This is a genomic window from Helicobacter pylori, from assembly GCF_014497725.1.
Classification (GTDB): domain Bacteria; phylum Campylobacterota; class Campylobacteria; order Campylobacterales; family Helicobacteraceae; genus Helicobacter; species Helicobacter pylori_DE.
Window position 1 is genome coordinate 92,770 of the sequence record NZ_JACTGF010000004.1, and the last position, 18,066, is coordinate 110,835.

Below are 18,066 nucleotides of genomic sequence, written 5' to 3' on the forward strand. Positions count from 1 at the left end.
CATGAGGGAGATTGTATGGGTGCATTCTCAAAAAATCGCCCCTTATAAGACTCTCATCTTAAATGAATTGCGCTACTATCCTTTAGAATTGGATCTAACCCCTTTTAACGCCCTGATTTTCACTTCTAAAAATGCGGTGTTTTCCTTGTTAGAAACCCTAAAAAACAGCCCCAAACTCAAAATGTTACAAAACATTCCTGCTTACGCTTTGAGCGAACCCACCGCAAAAACTCTACAAGATCACCATTTTAAAGTCGCCTTTATAGGGGAAAAAGCCCATGGCAAGGAGTTCGCCAAAGAAATCCTTCCTTTATTAGAAAAAAAAAGCGTTTTGTATCTCAGGGCAAAAGAAATTGCCTCTCCTTTAGATACTATTCTTTTAGAGCATGGCATTAATCTTAAACAAGCCGTTGTTTATGAAAACAAGCTCAAACATTTGACTTTAAGCGAACAAAACGCCTTAAAACCCCAAGAAAAGAGCGTTCTTATTTTCACCGCCATAAGCCATGCAAAAGCCTTTTTACACTATTTTGAATTTTTAGAAAATTACACCGCTATCAGCATTGGCAACACGACCGCTCATTATTTACAAGAGAAAGGCATTCAAAGCTATATTGCTCAAAAGCCTTCCTTAGAAGCGTGTTTAGAACTGGCTTTAAATTTGAAAAGTTAAGGAATGTTAAAAATATCTTATTATAATGCTCTCCATGGTTTTTTAAAGGATGATGCATGAATCTTGTCTTTTTGTGGGCCGCTTTAGGAGGGGCCATAGGGAGTTCGTTAAGGTATTTTGTGGGCAAAATGATGCCCAGTAAATTTTTAATGTTTGAAAGTTTCCCTTTAGGGACTTTTAGCGTGAACCTCATAGGGTGTTTTGTCATCGGCTTTATGGGGCATTTGGCCGCTAAAAAAGTTTTTGGCGATGATTTTGGGATTTTCTTTGTAACTGGGGTTTTAGGGGGTTTTACGACCTTTTCTTCTTATGGGTTAGACACTTTAAAACTCTTGCAAAAATCCCAATACTTTGAAGCCATTTCTTATGTCTTAGGCACTAACCTTTTAGGGCTTATTGGGGTAGCTATCGGGTGGTTTTTGGCTAAGAATTTTATAGGCGTTAATTAAAAAAACGCTTTTTTAGCATTTTTTAATCCTTATCATAATGTTCCATTGAAGCAGAGCCTACAATCACAGCAGCCACAAAGCCATTTCATCGGCCATGAAAAAATCGCTCGCTATCAATTGGTTATTTTTAATGAAAGCCTTGTTTTCTTCAATCAAAAACTTTACTTTATTTTCATCTAACAAGCTAAGCTCAACCCCCAGCTCACACCTCAAGCCTAAAAACAATTTTTCTAAGCGCTTGTCTTGTTTATTAAGCGTCTCAACTTGGCGTTTTAGGGGATCTTTAATGTAGTTTTCTATGAGTTTTTTTGCAAAAAAGCGCTCATTCGCCACGCAGCCCACAGCCCCAGCCCCACACCCTAAATAATCTTTAGCCCCCCAGTAAGCCAAATTATGTTTGACTTGATAATTTCTAGCGTAATTAGACACTTCGTATTGCTTGAAAGAAAAGCCCTCTAAAGCCTCTCTCACCACATTGTCAAAGTCCACGCATGAGGGTTTTTTGGCGTTTTTTTCTAAATTCGTGTTTTTTTCAACGCTCAAAGCATAAGCGCTCAAGTGGTTGATAGGGAGTTCTTTAGCGAGTTTCAATTCTTCTTTTAAAGAGTTTTCATTATCTAATGGGGTGTTATAAATCAAATCAATGCTGATATTTTCAATCCCGCTTTTTAAAACAATTTCTATCACGGGGGCGATATTTTTGGAATGCTGGCGCTCTAAAAACAATAATTTATCCTCCCTAAAACTTTGCACCCCTAAACTCAAGCGGTTGATCCCTAAATCTTTTAAGCCTTGACACCAAGCTTTAGAAATCAATTCAGGGTTAGCTTCAGTGGTGATCTCACAATCCATGCTCAAGCTCGCATGTTGGTAAATGCTTTCAAAAATCCTTTCAAAAGCCTTCACGCTCAAAGTGTTAGGCGTGCCGCCACCAATAAAAATACTTTCAATTGGTTCGTCAGTTTGGCTTAAGGCATGCTTTAAATCCAGGCATAACGCTTGAGTGTATTCTTCTTTTAACCCATGCTTGTTTTCATAGGAATTGAAAGCGCAATAACCGCATTTATTTTCGCAAAAGGGGATATGAATGTATAAAATCATATTTATTTCTCCCATTTTCATTTCATTTTTTAAGCAAAGCTTAAACTTGTAATTGTATCATTTTAGGATCATTTTGATAAGTAAGGAGACAGACTATGAAAAAGGTTATTGTGGCTTTAGGCGTTTTGGCGTTCGCAAATGTTTTAATGGCAACCGATGTTAAGGCTCTTGTAAAAGGTTGTGCCGCTTGCCATGGGGTTAAGTTTGAAAAGAAAGCTTTAGGTAAAAGCAAAATCGTTAACATGATGAGCGAAAAAGAGATTGAAGAGGATCTTATGGCTTTTAAAAGCGGTGCTAACAAGAATCCTGTCATGGCCGCGCAGGCTAAGAAATTAAGCGATGAAGACATCAAAGCTTTAGCCAAATACATCCCCACTCTCAAATAAACTCCCTTAATTTTAGTAGCGTTATTTGGGCACTATTAAAATTAGTTTCAAACCCTTTTTTCTTAATTTTTGATTTTAATGGCATTCTTAACCCTACTTAAAGCCAGCATACACTATAATACCATCTTAATCAAACAAGAAAGAGCTAGAATAAAGACCTATGCTACATAAAAAATATCGTCCTAATGTTGCGGCCATTATCATGTCGCCAGACTACCCTAACACATGCGAAGTTTTTATCGCCGAGCGCATAGATATTGAAGGGGCTTGGCAGTTCCCCCAAGGAGGCATTGATGAGGGTGAAACCCCTTTAGAAGCGCTTTATAGAGAATTACTAGAAGAAATTGGCACGAATGAAATAGAGATTTTGGCGCAATACCCCAGATGGATCGCCTATGATTTCCCAAGCAACATGGAGCATAAATTCTATTCGTTTGACGGGCAAAAGCAACTCTATTTTTTAGTGCGCCTAAAGCATGCGAACAACATTGATTTGAACAAACACACGCCAGAATTTAGGGCTTATCGATTCATCCATCTTAAGGATTTGCTTAAAAAAATCGTCCCCTTCAAACGCCAAGTGTACCGCCAAGTCATTGCTTATTTCAGAAGAGAGGGGTATTTAGGGTGTTAATCGTTCAAAAATACGGCGGCACGAGCATGGGCAGCGTAGAAAGGATCCACAATGTCGCTCAAAGGGTTTTAGAAAGCGTTAAATTAGGGCATCAGGTGGTGGTGGTGGTTTCGGCGATGAGCGGCGAAACCGATAGGCTTTTAGAATTTGGCAAGAATTTTAGCCATAACCCTAACAAGCGAGAAATGGATAGGATTGTAAGTGCGGGGGAATTGATTTCAAGCGCGGCTTTAAGCATGGCGTTAGAAAGGTATGGGCATAGAGCCATTTCCTTGAGTGGGAGGGAGGCAGGCATTTTAACCAGCTCGCATTTTCAAAACGCCGTGATCCAATCCATTGACACCCAACGCATCACAGGGCTTTTAGAAAAAAACTACATTGTGGTGATCGCTGGGTTTCAAGGCGCTGATATTCAAGGCGAAACAACGACTTTAGGGCGTGGGGGGAGCGATTTGAGTGCGGTCGCTTTGGCCGGGGCTTTAAAAGCGCATTTGTGCGAAATCTATACGGATGTGGATGGCGTTTATACCACCGATCCACGCATTGAAGAAAAGGCTCAAAAAATCACGCAAATCAGCTATGATGAAATGCTTGAATTGGCTTCTATGGGGGCTAAAGTGTTGTTAAACCGATCAGTAGAATTAGCTAAAAAACTCAGCGTGAAGTTAGTGACTCGCAATTCGTTTAACCATAGCGAAGGCACGCTCATTGTGGCTGAAAAAGACTTTAAAGGAGAACGCATGGAAACCCCTATAGTGAGTGGGATCGCATTGGATAAGAATCAGGCTCGTGTGAGCATGGAGGGCGTGGAAGATCGGCCTGGCATTGCCGCTGAAATCTTTGGCGCTTTAGCGGAATATCGCATTAATGTGGATATGATCGTCCAAACGATCGGCAGAGACGGCAAAACCGATTTGGATTTTACGATCGTTAAAACCCAAATAGAAGAAACCAAGCAAGCCTTAAAGCCTTTTTTAGCGCAAATGGATTCCATTGATTATGATGAAAATATCGCTAAAGTTTCCATAGTGGGCGTGGGCATGAAGTCGCATTCTGGGGTAGCGAGCATCGCTTTTAAAGCCCTAGCCAAAGACAACATTAATATCATGATGATTTCTACAAGCGAGATTAAAATTTCGGTTTTGATTGACATTAAATACGCTGAATTAGCCGTTAGAACTTTGCATGCGGTGTATCAATTAGATCAATGAAAAATTTCTACGACTGGATCAAAGAATTTGTGCGCGATCAAGGGGAATTTATCGCCCAACAAAGCGGGTGGCTGGAATTAGAGCGATCAAGTTATGCAAAACTCATCGCGCAAACCATCTCGCATGTGCTTAATGGCGGATCGCTGTTGGTGAGCACTGATTCTTCTAGGCACTGGTTTTTAAACTACATTCTTTCTAACTTAAACCCTAAAGATTTAAAAGAGCGCCCCTTATTGTCCGTCATTGATTTTAACGCTTCTTCTTTCTACCCCAAAAACGATGCGAATCTCTCTCTAGCCACCATAGAGATGACTTATCAAAACCCCATGTTTTGGCATGTTGGGAAAATTGAAAATGAAGGCTTAAAAACCTTACTACTGAGTAAAATCCCTAGTTTTTTATGGCTTTTTGAAGAGCTTAAAGAGGATTGCTTGCTTTTAAAAGAGCATGATAGTTTGCTAGATTATAAATTATTGCAACTCTTCAAACTCTTTGAAAACGCGCTTTTTAGTGCGCTATACAATAAGGTTACTCTGTGAAAAACTCCAACCGCCTTATTTATACGGACAATCTTGAAGAGAGCTTAGAAGAGGCTGCAAGCCTTTTTGAGCACCACATTAAATTCTACACCGAGATTATTGAAAAAGACAAAAAGGTGATCAAAACTTTCAACAAGGACTTTAAAATAGAGCATGCCAAAGAAGTTATTTCAAAGGCGCACTTAAAACACAGCGAACTGAACGCCTTTTTAATCGCCGCGCCCAGTTATGGCACAGAAGCCCAAAACGCGCTTTTAAAAGTCTTAGAAGAACCCCCGAATAACGTTTGTTTTATCATGTTTGCCAAAAGCCCAAACCATGTTTTAGCCACCATTAAATCCCGCCTGATCAAAGAAGACAAACGCCAGAAAATCCCCCTAAAACCTTTAGATTTGGATTTATCAAGGCTGGATTTGAAAGATATTTATGCGTTTTTAAAAAATTTAGACAAAGAAAATTTTGATTCCAGAGAAAATCAGAGGGAAAGGATTGAAAGCCTGTTGGAGAGCGTTAACAGGCATAAGATCCCCTTAAACGAGCAAGAATTGCAAGCCTTTGATTTAGCGATCAAAGCTAACAGCTCTTATTACAAGCTCAGCTACAATCTTTTACCCCTGCTTTTAAGCCTTTTATCTAAAAAGAAAACGCCATGATTGTAAAACGCCTTAACCCTGATGCGCTCAAAAGCGCTCTGCAAAAAATAGGCCCAGAAAAGATCGCACAAAACCATATATATCAAAAAGGCGTTAGCTTTGTTTTTGAAATCCAACACCTGCCCTTAAGCGCAACGCTGATTTTAAAACAAGAGGCCATAAGCGTTGGAGGTGATTTCGCTACGCCAAGAGATTCTATTTTAGCTAAAGAGCCTTTTTATGATGGGGTGTTGGTTGCGAGCGCTAGCCAATTAGAACGCCTGATTGTGAAGTGCCATTCCCAACCCTTTGGGCTTAAAAATTTAGCGCAAGAATTAAAAAGCCACCTCAAAGCTAAAAAGCCTAACGCCCCACAGATCATGGCGGTTTTAAACCTGACTCCGGATAGTTTCTATGAAAAGAGCCGATTTAGTAGCAAAAAAGCGCTTGAAGAAATCTATCAATTACTAGAAAAGGGTATCACGCTCATTGATATAGGCGCAGCCAGTTCAAGGCCAGAGAGTGAAATCATTGATCCAAGAATAGAGCAAGATCGCTTAAAAGAAATTTTATTAGAAATCAAATCCCAAAAACTCTACCAATGCGCTCAATTCAGCATAGACACCTACCATGCCCAAACCGCCCAAATGGCTTTGGAGCATTGTTTTTCTATCCTTAATGACGTGAGCGGTTTTAGTAGTATTGAAATGCTAGAAGTTGCAAGAGATTACAAGCCCACTTGCGTTTTAATGCACGCTCAAAAAACCCCCAAAGACATGCAAGAAAATGTTTTTTACCACAACCTGTTTGATGAAATGGATCGCTTCTTTAAAGAAAAACTAGAGGTTTTAGAAAAATACGCGCTTCAAGATATTATTTTAGATATTGGGTTTGGATTCGCTAAATTAAAAGAGCATAATTTGGCCTTAATCAAGCATTTAAGCCATTTTCTTAAGTTCAAAAAACCCTTATTGGTGGGAGCGAGTCGTAAAAACACGATCGGGCTTATCACCGGGCGTGAGGTTCAAAACCGGCTCGCTGGCACTTTGAGTTTGCATTTAATGGCGTTGCAAAATGGAGCGAGCATTTTAAGAGCGCATGATATTGATGAGCATATAGATTTAATCAAAGTGTTTAAGAGTTTGGAAGAAGCGGATTGAACCCAATTTTTGGTTTTGATCCCGCTGAGTGTTGGTGATAAAAAACGCTCAAAAGCGTTTTTGATGATTAATGCCCCATTTAGCCCTAGCATTCAAAGAACCACATCCATAGACGAAGGGTTGTTGTAAGCGTTTTGGTAGCGTTGCAAAAAAGCGTTATGGTTGGTGGCGTTAAAGGTTTGTAGGGCTTTTTTGTGCAAGCCATTCACCGGTTGCTTGGGGGCGTTTTCCACTTCTTTAGAGAATTTCCCGTTATAAAAATCCGTCAAGCTGTAAAGCGACTGGGCGGCAAGGCGTTTTTGGCTCTCATCCATTCCTGCCGTAGCCCTTAAAAAAGCCTCATACTCTCTATCGCTCATCAATTCTAAAACCAAAAAGCCGTAAGTCTCTCGCTTGTCAGGGTTAAAGGGGAGGTTTTCTGTTGGAGCGTCCTTTTTTTCTCGCTCTATTTTTTCTGCGCCTTCAATAGGAGCTAGGTCTTCTTTAGGAACACTCTTAGCGTTTAAAAGCCCATAGAGGTTAGAATCAAACTGATTGATAGAAGAAACAGCCATGTGAATTTCCTAAAATTGAATTTTACGCTAATATTAAGCAAAATTCATTCCATAATGAGACGAAAAAATTTCAAAAGCTTAAAAGAGTTTTCTAATAGTGGCGTTCAAACCCTTTAAAAAGGGTCTAGGAGTTTATTTTCAAAAAGGATTCGTGTTTTTGTGTTTTCATATTTCTATAAGGAGCTTAAAATGGATAAACAAAAGGTAAAACTCCTAGAGCGTTGTTATACCATGATTTTATCAATCAATGCAACTTTTATGCGTTTAGAGCTTAAAAACTTTAATCCTTAATTAGAGATTTTAGGTTAAACTACCCTAAAAATCTTTATTGATGGGTAAAAGGCATGCGTAATACCATTTTATTTGGCGTTTCAATGATACTCTTGGCGAACTTATGCTTTGGAATCATGAGCGCGTTTGTTAAAATCACAGCGGATTATTTTTCCCCTATGGAAAATGTGTTTTACCGCTCCATTACCATGACGCTCTTACTCTTACTTATTTATCCTTTCAAACCCTACCGCTTGAAGAGTTACAAACAGGGCGGTTTTAAAAAGCTCGCTTTTAGGGTAGTTGTAGGGGGCTTGGCCATGTTAGCGTTTTTTTATAATATTGAAAAAATTTCGCTCGCTACAGCGACGGCTTTCTCGCAATGCGCGCCGATTTATACGGTGCTTCTTTCCCCTTTGCTTTTGAAAGAAAAGCTCAAAAGAAGCGCGTTAATTTCTGCATGCATCGGGCTAGTGGGGGTGGTGCTGATTTCAGATCCTAGCGTGGAAAATGTGGGGCCGGTTGAAATTTTTATGGGCATATTGAGCGGGATCTTTGTGTCTTTGGCGTATATCACTTTAAGGGATTTGAGGGAGTATTACGACAAGCAGGCCGTGATTTTAGCGTTCGCCTTTGGCATGAGCCTTCTTGGGTTAGCGGGCATGTTCATTGATATTCCTTTTTTATCCACAGGCGTTCATATCCCTAGAAAAGAAGACATTTTGTGGATTTCTTTAATAGGGATTAGCGGGACTTTAGGGCAGTATTTCTTAACCTATGCTTACATGAACGCTCCTGCTGGAATCATCGCCCCCATTGAATACACCCGCATTGTTTGGGGGCTATTGTTCGGGCTGTATTTAGGCGATACATTTTTGGATCTTAAAAGCTCTTTAGGGGTGGCTTTGATCTTGTGTTCAGGCTTACTCATTGCCTTACCCGCTCTTTTAAAAGAATTAAAAAAATTTTAAATCATGCAACTAAGCCCCTTACAAAGCGCTCTGTTATATTTCCGCTATTTTATTTATCCGGAAAAAAAAACAAGAAGCTTTGATTTAAGCGATTTAGTCTTTATTATCATGGTTTTTTTAGTCCTAACTTTGGGGCTGTTGATGAGCGAAGAAATTTCTATCAGCTACAATGAAGCGAAAGACTTTTTTTATAGCGATGTGTGGTTTGTCAAAATCGCTCAAAAAAGCACCGCTATTTTAGGCCAAAACGATTTGGCTTTAAGATTGCCTTTTTTGATCGCTCATATCATTAACATGTTTTTATTTTATTTGATAGGGCGAAAGATCTTAAAAAAGCCTAAAGACGCTCTTTATGTGGTATTGACTTACGCTTTATTGCCTGGAGTGAATCTCTTTGCGATTTTATTGGCTAAAAGCGTGCTGGTGTTAAGCCTTGGGCTTTTGGTCAGCTATTTGTATATCAAAACCCAAAAAATCCCTTATTTAACCCTTAGCGCTTGCGCGTTTTTAGACGGCGCGTTTATCCCGCTTTTACTAGGGGTTTTTGCCTACGCTTTAAGAAAACGCTATTTTAAAAGCGCGATCTTTGCTTTGGTGGTTTTAATTGTGAATACCGCTCTTTTTAGCGGGAGTTTCAACAAAGGCTTGCCTAGTGGGTATTTCATAGACACATGCTTAGAACTCATGCTTTTATATTCGCCCTTATTCTTCCTCTACTACCCTTATACGCTCTATAAAGCCCTTTTGGATAAAAAGCCATCGTTACTAGCCTTTATGAGCGCGAGCGGTTGGCTTTTCCCTTTGCTTTTGAGCATGCGCCAAGAGATAGATTTAAGAACTTTCGCCCCCTTAGCGTTAATCGGCTTACCCTTGTTCATTAAAAGCGTTTTGAATAGCCTTAGGGTGCGTTTAAAGGAATTTAGGGGGCAGTATTATTTGCGCGTTTTTAGTTTGTATCTTTTAATGCTCACTGAAACGCTCTTTTTATGGGGGAGTAAAATTTCTGGCGCTAATGAAAAATTATTGAATCGGCATTTTTTAGCCAAAGAAGTCGCTACAGCCTTGCAATTAAGGGGTATCCATCAAATCCGCACTAACGATAAACAACTCGCTTTAAGGCTCCAATTCTATGGCATTAAAGAGGGGGGGAGGTTAAGACTGATTAACGCTAAAATTTCTAAAAAACGCCCTGATATTACAATCATCTACGCTGATAAAATTCTACAATCCTATAGTTTGGTGCGCCATTAAATTAATTCTTTAAAAAGCGTTTTATCTAAAAAACGATAAAATACACTCTAAAAATAAATAAAATACGCGAGAAAAACCATGAGACTCAAACTAACCCATATAAACCATATAAGCCATAAGATTGCCAATGACTTTATCCATTCAAAACTATTAGAATTAAAAGCCCCTAGAGAATTATTGTGTGAATTGATAGAGGGGATTTTGGAAAAAAGCGTTAAAAAAGAAAACGCCATAGACGAGCAAGCCAGAGAGCTTTTAGAAGAAAACACCGATGAGATAGAATTCATGCGGATGGATGAAAGACAGCTTTTTTGGATGATTAAAAGACAGATCGCTCAAAAAGAGGGCTTTCATTTGTTTTGGGAAGAAAGGTGTAACGATTTGTCGCACCAGATTTTGAATAAAATCTTAGATGAAGATTTGATCATGTTTAGCGTGTCAGAGAATTTGATAAGAAACTTGATTTACAAATCCATTGACACCTATTCCAAAGCGTATGAAAGCATTGAAAATGAAGTGCATGAAAAAATCAAGCATTACAAACGCAAACTCCCCGTAGGGAGCGATGAATACGAGTTGGTGTTTGAAAGGCTCTATGAAGAAGAATTAAGGCGCAAGGGCTTTTTATAATGGTCTCTCTCTATTTAGAAAACGGGCTTTTTTTGCAAGCACAAAGTTTTGGGGCTAGCGGCACGCAAGTGGGCGAGCTTGTTTTTAACACTTCTATGAGCGGCTATCAAGAAGTCATCAGCGACCCTAGCTATAAGGGGCAATTCGTGGTTTTTAGCATGCCTGAAATTGGGGTTGTGGGTGCTAATTCTAAAGATGATGAATCCTTTTTTTCATGCACAGGGGTTTTAGCGCGCCATTACAACGAATTTTTTTCTAACTCAAGGGCAGATTTTAGCTTGAGCACTTATTTGAAAGAGCGCGGCGTTTTAGGGATTTGTGGCGTTGATACTAGGAGTTTGATTAAAACCTTACGCCATCATGGGTGCTTGATGATGGTAGCTTCCACGATCGAGCATGACAAAAACAAGCTTGAAGAAATTTTAAAAAACGCCCCTAAAATTTCTCATTCCCCCCTAGTGTCTAGCGTTTCTACGCCAAAAATCATCACGCACCAACGCGCTACTTTTGATTTCAAAACCCTAGATTACAAGCCTTTTGATGAAAAAATCTCTCATAAAATTATCGCTGTTTTAGATTTTGGGGCTAAGGGCAACATTTTAAACGAGCTTCAAAATGTGGGGTTAAAAGCCCTTATTTACCCGCACCACACTAAAGCTAGCGAGCTGATTAAAGCCTATGAAAAAAAAGAAATTAGCGGGATTTTCCTCTCTAACGGGCCAGGCGATCCTTTGAGTTTGCAGCAAGAAATTGGCGAAATCAAACAACTCATTGAAGCTAAAATCCCCATGTTTGGCATTTGCTTAGGGCATCAATTGCTCTCTATCGCGCAAGGCTACCCTACTTACAAGCTCAAATTTGGCCATCATGGGAGCAACCACCCCGTTAAAAACCTAGAAACAAACGCCGTTGAAATCACCGCGCAAAACCACAACTATTGCGTCCCTGAAGCAATTGAAGAAATCGCTACTATCACGCACCGCAATCTTTTTGACAACACCATTGAGGGCGTGCGTTATAAAAACGCTCCCATCATCTCTGTCCAGCACCACCCAGAAAGCAGCCCCGGCCCTAAAGAGAGCTACTATATTTTTAAGGAATTTGTGGGATTGTTGGAGGGCTTTTAAAGGTTGAAAAGCGCTTTAAAAATAGATTTAAATCTTTTTATCAAAAAATCTCGCATTTACTCTAAATTAGTTCTCTTGCAATAGCATTCTCTCGCAATAATTATTATTGTTATTGCGACAAAACTTTTAGAAGGAGTTATTATGGGAAGTATCGGCAGTATGGGCAAACCTATTGAAGGGTTTTTAGTGGCAGCCATTCAGTTTCCTGTGCCAATCGTCAACAGCCGTAAGGACATTGATCACAACATTGAAAGCATTATCAGAACCTTGCATGCGACTAAAGCGGGGTATCCGGGAGTGGAGCTTATCATTTTCCCCGAATACAGCACGCAAGGCTTGAATACCGCTAAGTGGCTTAGTGAAGAGTTTTTATTAGACGTCCCGGGTAAAGAGACAGAGCTATACGCTAAGGCGTGTAAAGAGGCGAAAGTTTATGGTGTTTTTTCAATCATGGAACGCAATCCTGATTCTAACAAAAACCCCTACAACACCGCCATTATCATTGATCCGCAAGGTAAAATCATTCTAAAATACCGCAAGCTATTCCCATGGAATCCCATTGAACCATGGTATCCTGGGGATTTAGGAATGCCTGTGTGCGAGGGGCCGGGCGGATCAAAATTAGCCGTGTGCATTTGCCATGACGGCATGATTCCAGAGCTCGCTAGAGAAGCGGCCTATAAAGGGTGCAATGTGTATATCCGCATTTCAGGCTATAGCACTCAAGTCAATGATCAATGGATTTTGACCAACCGCTCCAACGCATGGCACAATTTGATGTATACCGTGAGCGTGAATTTAGCCGGCTATGATAATGTCTTTTACTACTTTGGCGAAGGGCAAATCTGTAACTTTGACGGCACGACTCTCGTTCAAGGGCACCGCAACCCTTGGGAGATTGTAACCGGGGAAATCTATCCTAAAATGGCAGACAACGCTCGCTTAAGCTGGGGCTTAGAAAACAACATTTACAACCTAGGCCATAGAGGGTATGTGGCTAAACCGGGCGGAGAACATGACGCAGGCTTAACCTACATCAAAGACTTAGCGGCCGGCAAATACAAACTGCCTTGGGAAGATCACATGAAAATCAAAGACGGCTCTATTTATGGCTACCCTACCACCGGTGGGCGTTTTGGGAAATAACCCCTAACCTTATATTTTTGCTAGAACCTACCTTAAAAGGTTCTAGTTTCCCCCCTATTTTAATTTTTTCAATCAATTTTTACGAATAGTCTTCTATCACAGAGCATGTAAGAAAACCCATAATAAGCGTAAGCCCCCATAAAGCGATATAACCTATGCAAAACCATGTTATTTTTGATAAAGACCAACCACCACATTGCGACTGATAGAGCGCTAAAATCTGTAATAATGCCATAGCCACAATAGATCATTCCCGCTAAACATGCCAATTTATGAGCATGGTAGTAAGCGCTAATCCCAAAACCACCACCAAGATTGATAAAAGAATACGAAACCAAGACCCCATGACAGCTCCTTAAACACCAAATGTTGTATTATATCGTTTTTTTTGTTTGTCAAGGGGGTTTATCAGTTAGTGAATGGTGTTTTAATATTTATCTTTTAGGGATAAGCCTAAAAACATTGCTTTTTATCATGAACCAATTATCGGTCATCTAATATACCATTAATTAGGTATACTTGGAAATGTTGGAGCGGAGCAAAAAAACACATAAAGAAGAAAATAACCCGTTACTTTCCAAAAAGACCACCCATTAAAACTCCAAATAAGACACAAGCCTATCATTGCTGCAGCAACAATGGAACATAACGAAATGAATCTTAAGAAAGAGATTAAAATTTTTTGCCTCTCTGTGAGCTTGTCTTTTCTAAACGCCTCTTGCAAACCTTTCTCAGCCAACGGCTTGACGCCATCAACGATTGGTTTCTTATCTGGGAAAAAAATACTGATAGCCACTCCTCCAATACCCATAACAGCAGTAATGAAAGGATTGTTTTGGTTGGGATCAGAATTTTCTATCTCTTCCATCTCTCTTTTTAAGTTCTTCCCAAACACGAGATATATGCCCCACGCAACCAACCATAAAAGCACCACAACAACAGAAAAAATAAAATGCACCATGCGAGAAACCCTTTAAACATCAAATGCTGGAGTGTATCGTTTTTTTTGTTTGTCAAGGGGGTTTATCAGTCAGTGGATAGTGTTTTAATGTTTATAAAACAATAGCGTTTATAACGATGCAATTTCAGCCCCTAATTTTAGCGCCCCTAACAAGCCTTCCACATTCAGCCCCAACCCCACGCTCAAATTCTTGCTTGAGCTTTTAATATAAGGCTTATGAAAGTCCTCTAACCGCACACAGCCCGCGCTTTCTTGCCACAAACCACTCTCTAAATATTTTTCTATTTCGCTGAAATCAAACGCCTTTAAACGCGCTCTAAAAACCGATAGATCCAGCCATTCTAGTTTGGGAGAAATCAATGCAGAGCAGGTTAAAACCTCTATTTCATTACCATTTTGGCGTTTTAAAAATTCAAGGGCTTCTCGCTTGTTTTTAGCTTTTCGTTGCATGCGGTTATCCACGCTCACCACGCTATCAGCCACCACGATAGCGCAATGGTTTGTGAGCAACTCTTTAGCTTTTTTTAATTTCCCCTTGCACGCCCAATAAACAAACTCCCTAGGGTCTGTGGTTTTTAGGCTTTCTTCATCAAAATAGAGCGCTTTTTGTTCAAACTTAATCCCATGCTCTTTTAAAAGATTCGCCCTAGCGCTGGATTGAGAGCCTAAAATAAGCTCCATGCTATCCCTCTAAAGCTTTAAGAGCGGTATTTTTCGCTAAATTGAGCGCCGCTTGCAAATTTTCAATATCCTTGCCCCCAGCGCTCGCAAAATCATCTCTTCCGCCCCCTTTGCCTCCTAAAATTTGCGCCACTTCATTAGCCCATGCGTTCGCTTTTATGGGCGCGTTTTTCACCCCGCATGCGAGAGTGATTCGCTCGTTTTCTTTTTTAAACACCATAGCGAGCAATCTTTCATGCTTACTTTTCAATCGGTCAATCATTTCTTTAATGTCGCCTTGTTCCACTATGCCCACCACCAAATTCACGCCATGGATTTTTTCAACCGGTAAATCCATAGAAACGGGGGCTTTTTGGCTGTTTTTCACGCTCTCTTTAAGCTTGTTGATGCCGGCTATGACATCGCTATTTTTCAATAAAGTCTTAGCGTTTTTAAGCTCTTTATTTTCTTCTTTAGCCAGTTGGTAAAAGGCTTTCCCGCACACCGCTTCAATGCGTCTGACCCCACTACTCACCCCACTTTCTTTTACAATCCTAAACCCCCCAATCAGCCCGGTATTTTCCACATGAATGCCCCCACACAATTCAATGGACACTTCTTTAAAGCTCACCACCCGCACATTTTCAGCGTATTTTTCACTGAATAACGCTAACGCTCCCTTATCTTTGGCTTGGTTTAAGGGCATATGCTCCACTTGGCTTGTCAAATGTTTAAAAATTTGAGCATTAACCAAATCTTCCACTTTTTCTAACTCTTCATCATTGAGCGCTTTAGCATGCGAAAAGTCAAAGCGCAATCGTTTGGATTCCACTAAACTCCCCGCTTGACTCACATGCGAGCCTAAAACTTCTCTTAAAGCGCTTTGCAATAAATGCGTCGCGCTATGGTGTTTAGCGATTTCTAAGCGTTCATCGCTCACTTGCGCGATCACTTGATCGCCTTTTTTTAGCGCTTTTTTGATTTCAAGAAGCGAAAAATTAAGCCCAAAAAAGTTTTTTGTGTCTGACACTATAGCCGCTTCTTCGTTGTCTTTAAAAAGCGTGCCCCTATCGCCTATAGCCCCCCCACCCTCAGCGTAAAAAGGGGTTTTTTCTAGCAACACCCAGACTTCTTGGTTAGGGTTTGCATCGGTTATTTCTTTAAAACCGCTATCAAAAAACCCTAAAACTTTAGCAGAACATTCTGTCGTTTCATACCCCACAAAAACATTGGGTGCATAAGCGTTTAAAATAGCGCTAAAATCAGCGTTGTTTTGTTTGCCTTTCCATGAAGCTTTAGAGCGTTTCACTTGCTCTTGCATGCAATTTTCAAAGCCTTGCATGTCCACGCACGCCCCATGACTTCTTAGCATGTCGTTTGTTAAATCCAAAGGAAAACCAAAAGTGTCATAAAGCTTGAAAGCGATCTTGCCATCAAAGATTTTATTTTCATTCAAATGCGTTAAAGACAAGTTAAACAATTCCATGCCAGATTCCAAAGTCTCTAAAAAGCGCTCTTCTTCTTCAAAGCACTCTTTCATCACCATTTCTTTAGACTCTTTCAAATACGCATGCGTGCTAGAAAATTGCTCGCACACCACGCCCACGACTTTGTATAAAAACGCTTCTTTCAAGCCCATTAAATACCCATGCCTTAAGGCTCGCCTTAAAATACGCCTTAAAACATAGCCACGACCTTCTTTATTGAAATGCACCCCTTGAGCGAGCAAGAACGCTACCGCTCTGGCGTGATCGGCCACCACCCTAAAGCTTGGCTGAAACTCGCTCGCATAATCTAAGCCTGTAAGCTCGCTGATTTCTTCCATTAAGGGCGCAAATAATGAAGAATCAAAATTATTGAGCTTATGTTCTAATAGCGCTTGCACCCTCTCTAATCCCATGCCTGTATCAATGCTAGGCTTTGGCAAGGGGGATAAAACGCCATCATTAGAGCGTTCGTATTGCATGAACACCAGATTCCAAATTTCTAAAAACCTATCGCCCTCGCCCCCAAAATAATCCTCGCTCCCCTTAAAGTGCTTTTCGCCTTGATCAATGTAGATTTCACTGCAAGGCCCGCAAGGCCCGCTATCGCCCATTTGCCAAAAATTATCTTTATCGCCCATTTTTTTAATCCTATCAAAAGGCACAAACTTTTCCCATAATTTAACGGCTTCATCGTCTTTTTCATGCACGCTGATGTATAAATCTTTAGGCTTAAACCCTAAATTTTTGGTTACAAATTCCCACGCAAACAAGATCGCTTCTTCTTTGAAATAATCCCCAAAAGAGAAATTCCCTAGCATTTCAAAAAGCGTGTGGTGTCTTGCGGTATAACCGACATTTTCTAAATCGTTATGCTTGCCGCCTGCGCGCATGCACAATTGCGAACTTGCCGCTCTAGGAACGCTAGGGCGCGGCACTATACCGGTAAAAATATCTTTAAACTGCACCATGCCGGCATTGGTAAAAAGCAAGGTGGCATCATTAGGCACTAAAGGCATGCTAGGGTAAATCTCATGCCCTTTATTTTGAAAAAATTGTAAAAATTCGTTGCGAATGTCCATGGGTATTCCTTTTTGTCGTTTTATCGCGCGCTTTAAAGCTATTTTATAGCTCTTTTAAGTTGTTTTTTTAAAAAGATAGTTTATTATACTTTAAATATCCAAAATAAAGGAGAAAACCATGTTCCATGAATTTAGAGACGAAATCAGCGTGTTAAAAGCGAATAATCCGCATTTTGATAAGATTTTTGAGAAACACAACCAGCTTGATGACGACATCAAAACCGCCGAGCAACAAAACGCTAGCGACGCTGAAGTCAGCCACATGAAAAAACAAAAATTAAAATTAAAAGATGAAATCCACAGCATGATTATAGAATATAGAGAAAAGCAAAAATCCGATCATGTTTAAGATTTAGTCATCTTTGTGAAAACACGCTAAAACGCTTTTTAAAGGGCGTTTTGGCTTATCGTTTGGTTAGACTTATTAGTTAGACTTGATGCCTTGATTTTAGGTTAAAGCGTTAGGTTGCTTTCAACTTTACTCCCACCATAAGCTTTATTAATATTTTAATGTTCTTTACATTTTTAAAAAATGGGTTTTTAAAACTTTAGTTTTATCGTTTTGACTCTCATTTTGTTGTAAAAATCATTTTATTAAAGTTTTATTTTATTAAAGGGAGTTTTGTTTTATTAAAAAGATAGGAAGTATTTGAAACCATTCTCCCCCTTTTAACCTCCAACTTAAACCCCCTATTATAAAGAAGCGCTTTTTTAGAGATTACCGCTTGAATTAGCGTCAAGTTTCCCACTAACTAATATAAAAACGCTAAAAAGGATTTTTCATCAAATCCCCCAAAAAAGAGAGGATTTAAGAGAGGGGGTTCAAAAGAAAAAAGATTTTTCATCAAAATCCCCAAAAAAAGAGAGAGTCTAAAAAAAGAAAGGGTTCAAAAAAAAGAAAGTTCAAAAAAAAGAAAGTTCAAAAAAAAGAAAGTTCAAAAAAAAAAAGAGTTCAAAAATTTAAAGAAAAAGGTTTAAAAACAAAGGGTTCTCCCTTAAAAAGGGAGTTCAAAAAAAGAAAGTTCAAAACAAAAAGGGTTCAAAACAAAAAGGGTTCAAAACAAAAGGTTCAAAAAAGAAAGCCCCCCTAAAACAAAGAGAGTTTAAAAAAAGAGAGTTTAAAAAAAGAGAGTTTAAAAAAAGAG

18 protein-coding genes and 3 pseudogenes are annotated in these 18,066 nt (G+C 39.6%); 15 read left to right on the forward strand and 6 right to left on the reverse strand.

Annotated elements, in window-relative coordinates; all coding sequences use genetic code 11:
• Position 1: 1 nt before the first annotated feature.
• Both H7N69_RS04745 and crcB read left to right on the forward strand, forming a co-directional pair.
• Complete coding sequence (locus H7N69_RS04745; protein WP_187884951.1) at positions 2–673, forward strand: uroporphyrinogen-III synthase; 672 nt, start codon at positions 2–4, stop codon at positions 671–673.
• Positions 674–729: 56 nt separating this feature from the next.
• On the forward strand, positions 730–1,122 hold the full coding sequence (gene crcB / locus H7N69_RS04750; RefSeq protein WP_001054935.1) for a fluoride efflux transporter CrcB: 393 nt from the start codon (positions 730–732) through the stop codon (positions 1,120–1,122).
• Between the two features lie 63 nt (positions 1,123–1,185).
• Here crcB and hemW read toward each other — a convergent pair whose 3' ends face one another.
• A complete protein-coding gene (hemW, locus tag H7N69_RS04755) occupies positions 1,186–2,223 on the reverse strand; it encodes a radical SAM family heme chaperone HemW (RefSeq protein ID WP_187884952.1) in 1,038 nt (345 codons plus the stop codon).
• A 95-nt stretch (positions 2,224–2,318) separates the two neighbouring features.
• Between hemW and H7N69_RS04760 the strand changes: the two genes are divergently transcribed.
• From H7N69_RS04760 to folP, 6 genes are all read left to right on the forward strand, one after another.
• Positions 2,319–2,609 carry a c-type cytochrome gene (locus tag H7N69_RS04760; RefSeq protein ID WP_187884953.1) on the forward strand — a complete coding sequence of 97 codons (291 nt, stop codon included), beginning with the start codon at positions 2,319–2,321 and terminating at the stop codon, positions 2,607–2,609.
• 160 nt (positions 2,610–2,769) lie between these two features.
• The gene (locus H7N69_RS04765; protein ID WP_187884954.1) at positions 2,770–3,243 is read left to right on the forward strand and encodes an RNA pyrophosphohydrolase; all 474 of its coding nucleotides are present in this window, start codon (positions 2,770–2,772) and stop codon (positions 3,241–3,243) included.
• Positions 3,237–4,454, forward strand: coding sequence for an aspartate kinase (locus H7N69_RS04770; RefSeq protein ID WP_187884955.1), 1,218 nt, complete (start codon positions 3,237–3,239; stop codon positions 4,452–4,454). The genes H7N69_RS04765 and H7N69_RS04770 overlap by 7 nt, the downstream gene beginning before the upstream one ends.
• On the forward strand, positions 4,451–4,993 hold the full coding sequence (locus tag H7N69_RS04775; protein ID WP_000788293.1) for a HobA family DNA replication regulator: 543 nt from the start codon (positions 4,451–4,453) through the stop codon (positions 4,991–4,993). The genes H7N69_RS04770 and H7N69_RS04775 overlap by 4 nt, the downstream gene beginning before the upstream one ends.
• Positions 4,990–5,646, forward strand: a complete 657-nt coding sequence (locus H7N69_RS04780; protein WP_187884956.1) for a DNA polymerase III subunit delta' — start codon at positions 4,990–4,992, stop codon at positions 5,644–5,646. Before H7N69_RS04775 ends, H7N69_RS04780 begins: the two co-directional genes overlap by 4 nt.
• Complete coding sequence (gene folP / locus H7N69_RS04785) at positions 5,643–6,785, forward strand: dihydropteroate synthase (RefSeq protein WP_187884957.1); 1,143 nt, start codon at positions 5,643–5,645, stop codon at positions 6,783–6,785. The genes H7N69_RS04780 and folP overlap by 4 nt, the downstream gene beginning before the upstream one ends.
• Before the next feature lie 92 nt (positions 6,786–6,877).
• Here the strand turns inward: folP and H7N69_RS04790 are convergent, their stop codons facing one another.
• Positions 6,878–7,339 (reverse strand): hypothetical protein, encoded by a 462-nt coding sequence (locus tag H7N69_RS04790; protein WP_187884958.1) that lies wholly within the window; start codon positions 7,337–7,339, stop codon positions 6,878–6,880.
• A 94-nt stretch (positions 7,340–7,433) separates the two neighbouring features.
• Between H7N69_RS04790 and H7N69_RS08160 the strand changes: the two are divergent.
• The 6 genes and pseudogenes from H7N69_RS08160 (at position 7,434) to H7N69_RS04820 (ending at position 12,734) form a co-directional block, all read left to right on the forward strand.
• Positions 7,434–7,630 (forward strand): annotated as a pseudogene (locus H7N69_RS08160) (hypothetical protein).
• A 53-nt stretch (positions 7,631–7,683) separates the two neighbouring features.
• Positions 7,684–8,580, forward strand: coding sequence for a DMT family transporter (locus H7N69_RS04800; protein WP_187884959.1), 897 nt, complete (start codon positions 7,684–7,686; stop codon positions 8,578–8,580).
• Positions 8,581–8,583: 3 nt separating this feature from the next.
• Complete coding sequence (locus tag H7N69_RS04805) at positions 8,584–9,831, forward strand: glycosyltransferase family 39 protein (protein ID WP_187884960.1); 1,248 nt, start codon at positions 8,584–8,586, stop codon at positions 9,829–9,831.
• 78 nt (positions 9,832–9,909) lie between these two features.
• A complete protein-coding gene (locus H7N69_RS04810) occupies positions 9,910–10,461 on the forward strand; it encodes a DUF507 family protein (protein WP_001237418.1) in 552 nt (183 codons plus the stop codon).
• Positions 10,461–11,588 carry a glutamine-hydrolyzing carbamoyl-phosphate synthase small subunit gene (gene carA / locus H7N69_RS04815; protein ID WP_187884961.1) on the forward strand — a complete coding sequence of 376 codons (1,128 nt, stop codon included), beginning with the start codon at positions 10,461–10,463 and terminating at the stop codon, positions 11,586–11,588. The genes H7N69_RS04810 and carA overlap by 1 nt, the downstream gene beginning before the upstream one ends.
• A 141-nt stretch (positions 11,589–11,729) precedes the next feature.
• Positions 11,730–12,734 carry a formamidase gene (locus tag H7N69_RS04820; protein ID WP_000534776.1) on the forward strand — a complete coding sequence of 335 codons (1,005 nt, stop codon included), beginning with the start codon at positions 11,730–11,732 and terminating at the stop codon, positions 12,732–12,734.
• 79 nt (positions 12,735–12,813) lie between these two features.
• Here H7N69_RS04820 and H7N69_RS04825 read toward each other — a convergent pair.
• The 4 genes and pseudogenes from H7N69_RS04825 to alaS all read right to left on the reverse strand — a co-directional run bounded on the left by H7N69_RS04825 (position 12,814) and on the right by alaS (position 16,921).
• Positions 12,814–13,072: pseudogene (locus H7N69_RS04825) on the reverse strand (hypothetical protein).
• Between the two features lie 145 nt (positions 13,073–13,217).
• Positions 13,218–13,695, reverse strand: a pseudogene (locus H7N69_RS04830) (hypothetical protein).
• Positions 13,696–13,803: 108 nt separating this feature from the next.
• On the reverse strand, positions 13,804–14,376 hold the full coding sequence (gene maf / locus H7N69_RS04835) for a septum formation inhibitor Maf (RefSeq protein ID WP_187884962.1): 573 nt from the start codon (positions 14,374–14,376) through the stop codon (positions 13,804–13,806).
• Between the two features lies 1 nt (position 14,377).
• Entirely contained in the window at positions 14,378–16,921 is a 2,544-nt protein-coding gene (gene alaS, locus H7N69_RS04840) for an alanine--tRNA ligase (RefSeq protein WP_187884963.1), read from the reverse strand.
• 118 nt (positions 16,922–17,039) lie between these two features.
• Between alaS and H7N69_RS04845 the strand changes: the two genes are divergently transcribed.
• On the forward strand, positions 17,040–17,270 hold the full coding sequence (locus H7N69_RS04845) for a YdcH family protein (RefSeq protein WP_000468328.1): 231 nt from the start codon (positions 17,040–17,042) through the stop codon (positions 17,268–17,270).
• Positions 17,271–18,066: the final 796 nt, after the last annotated feature.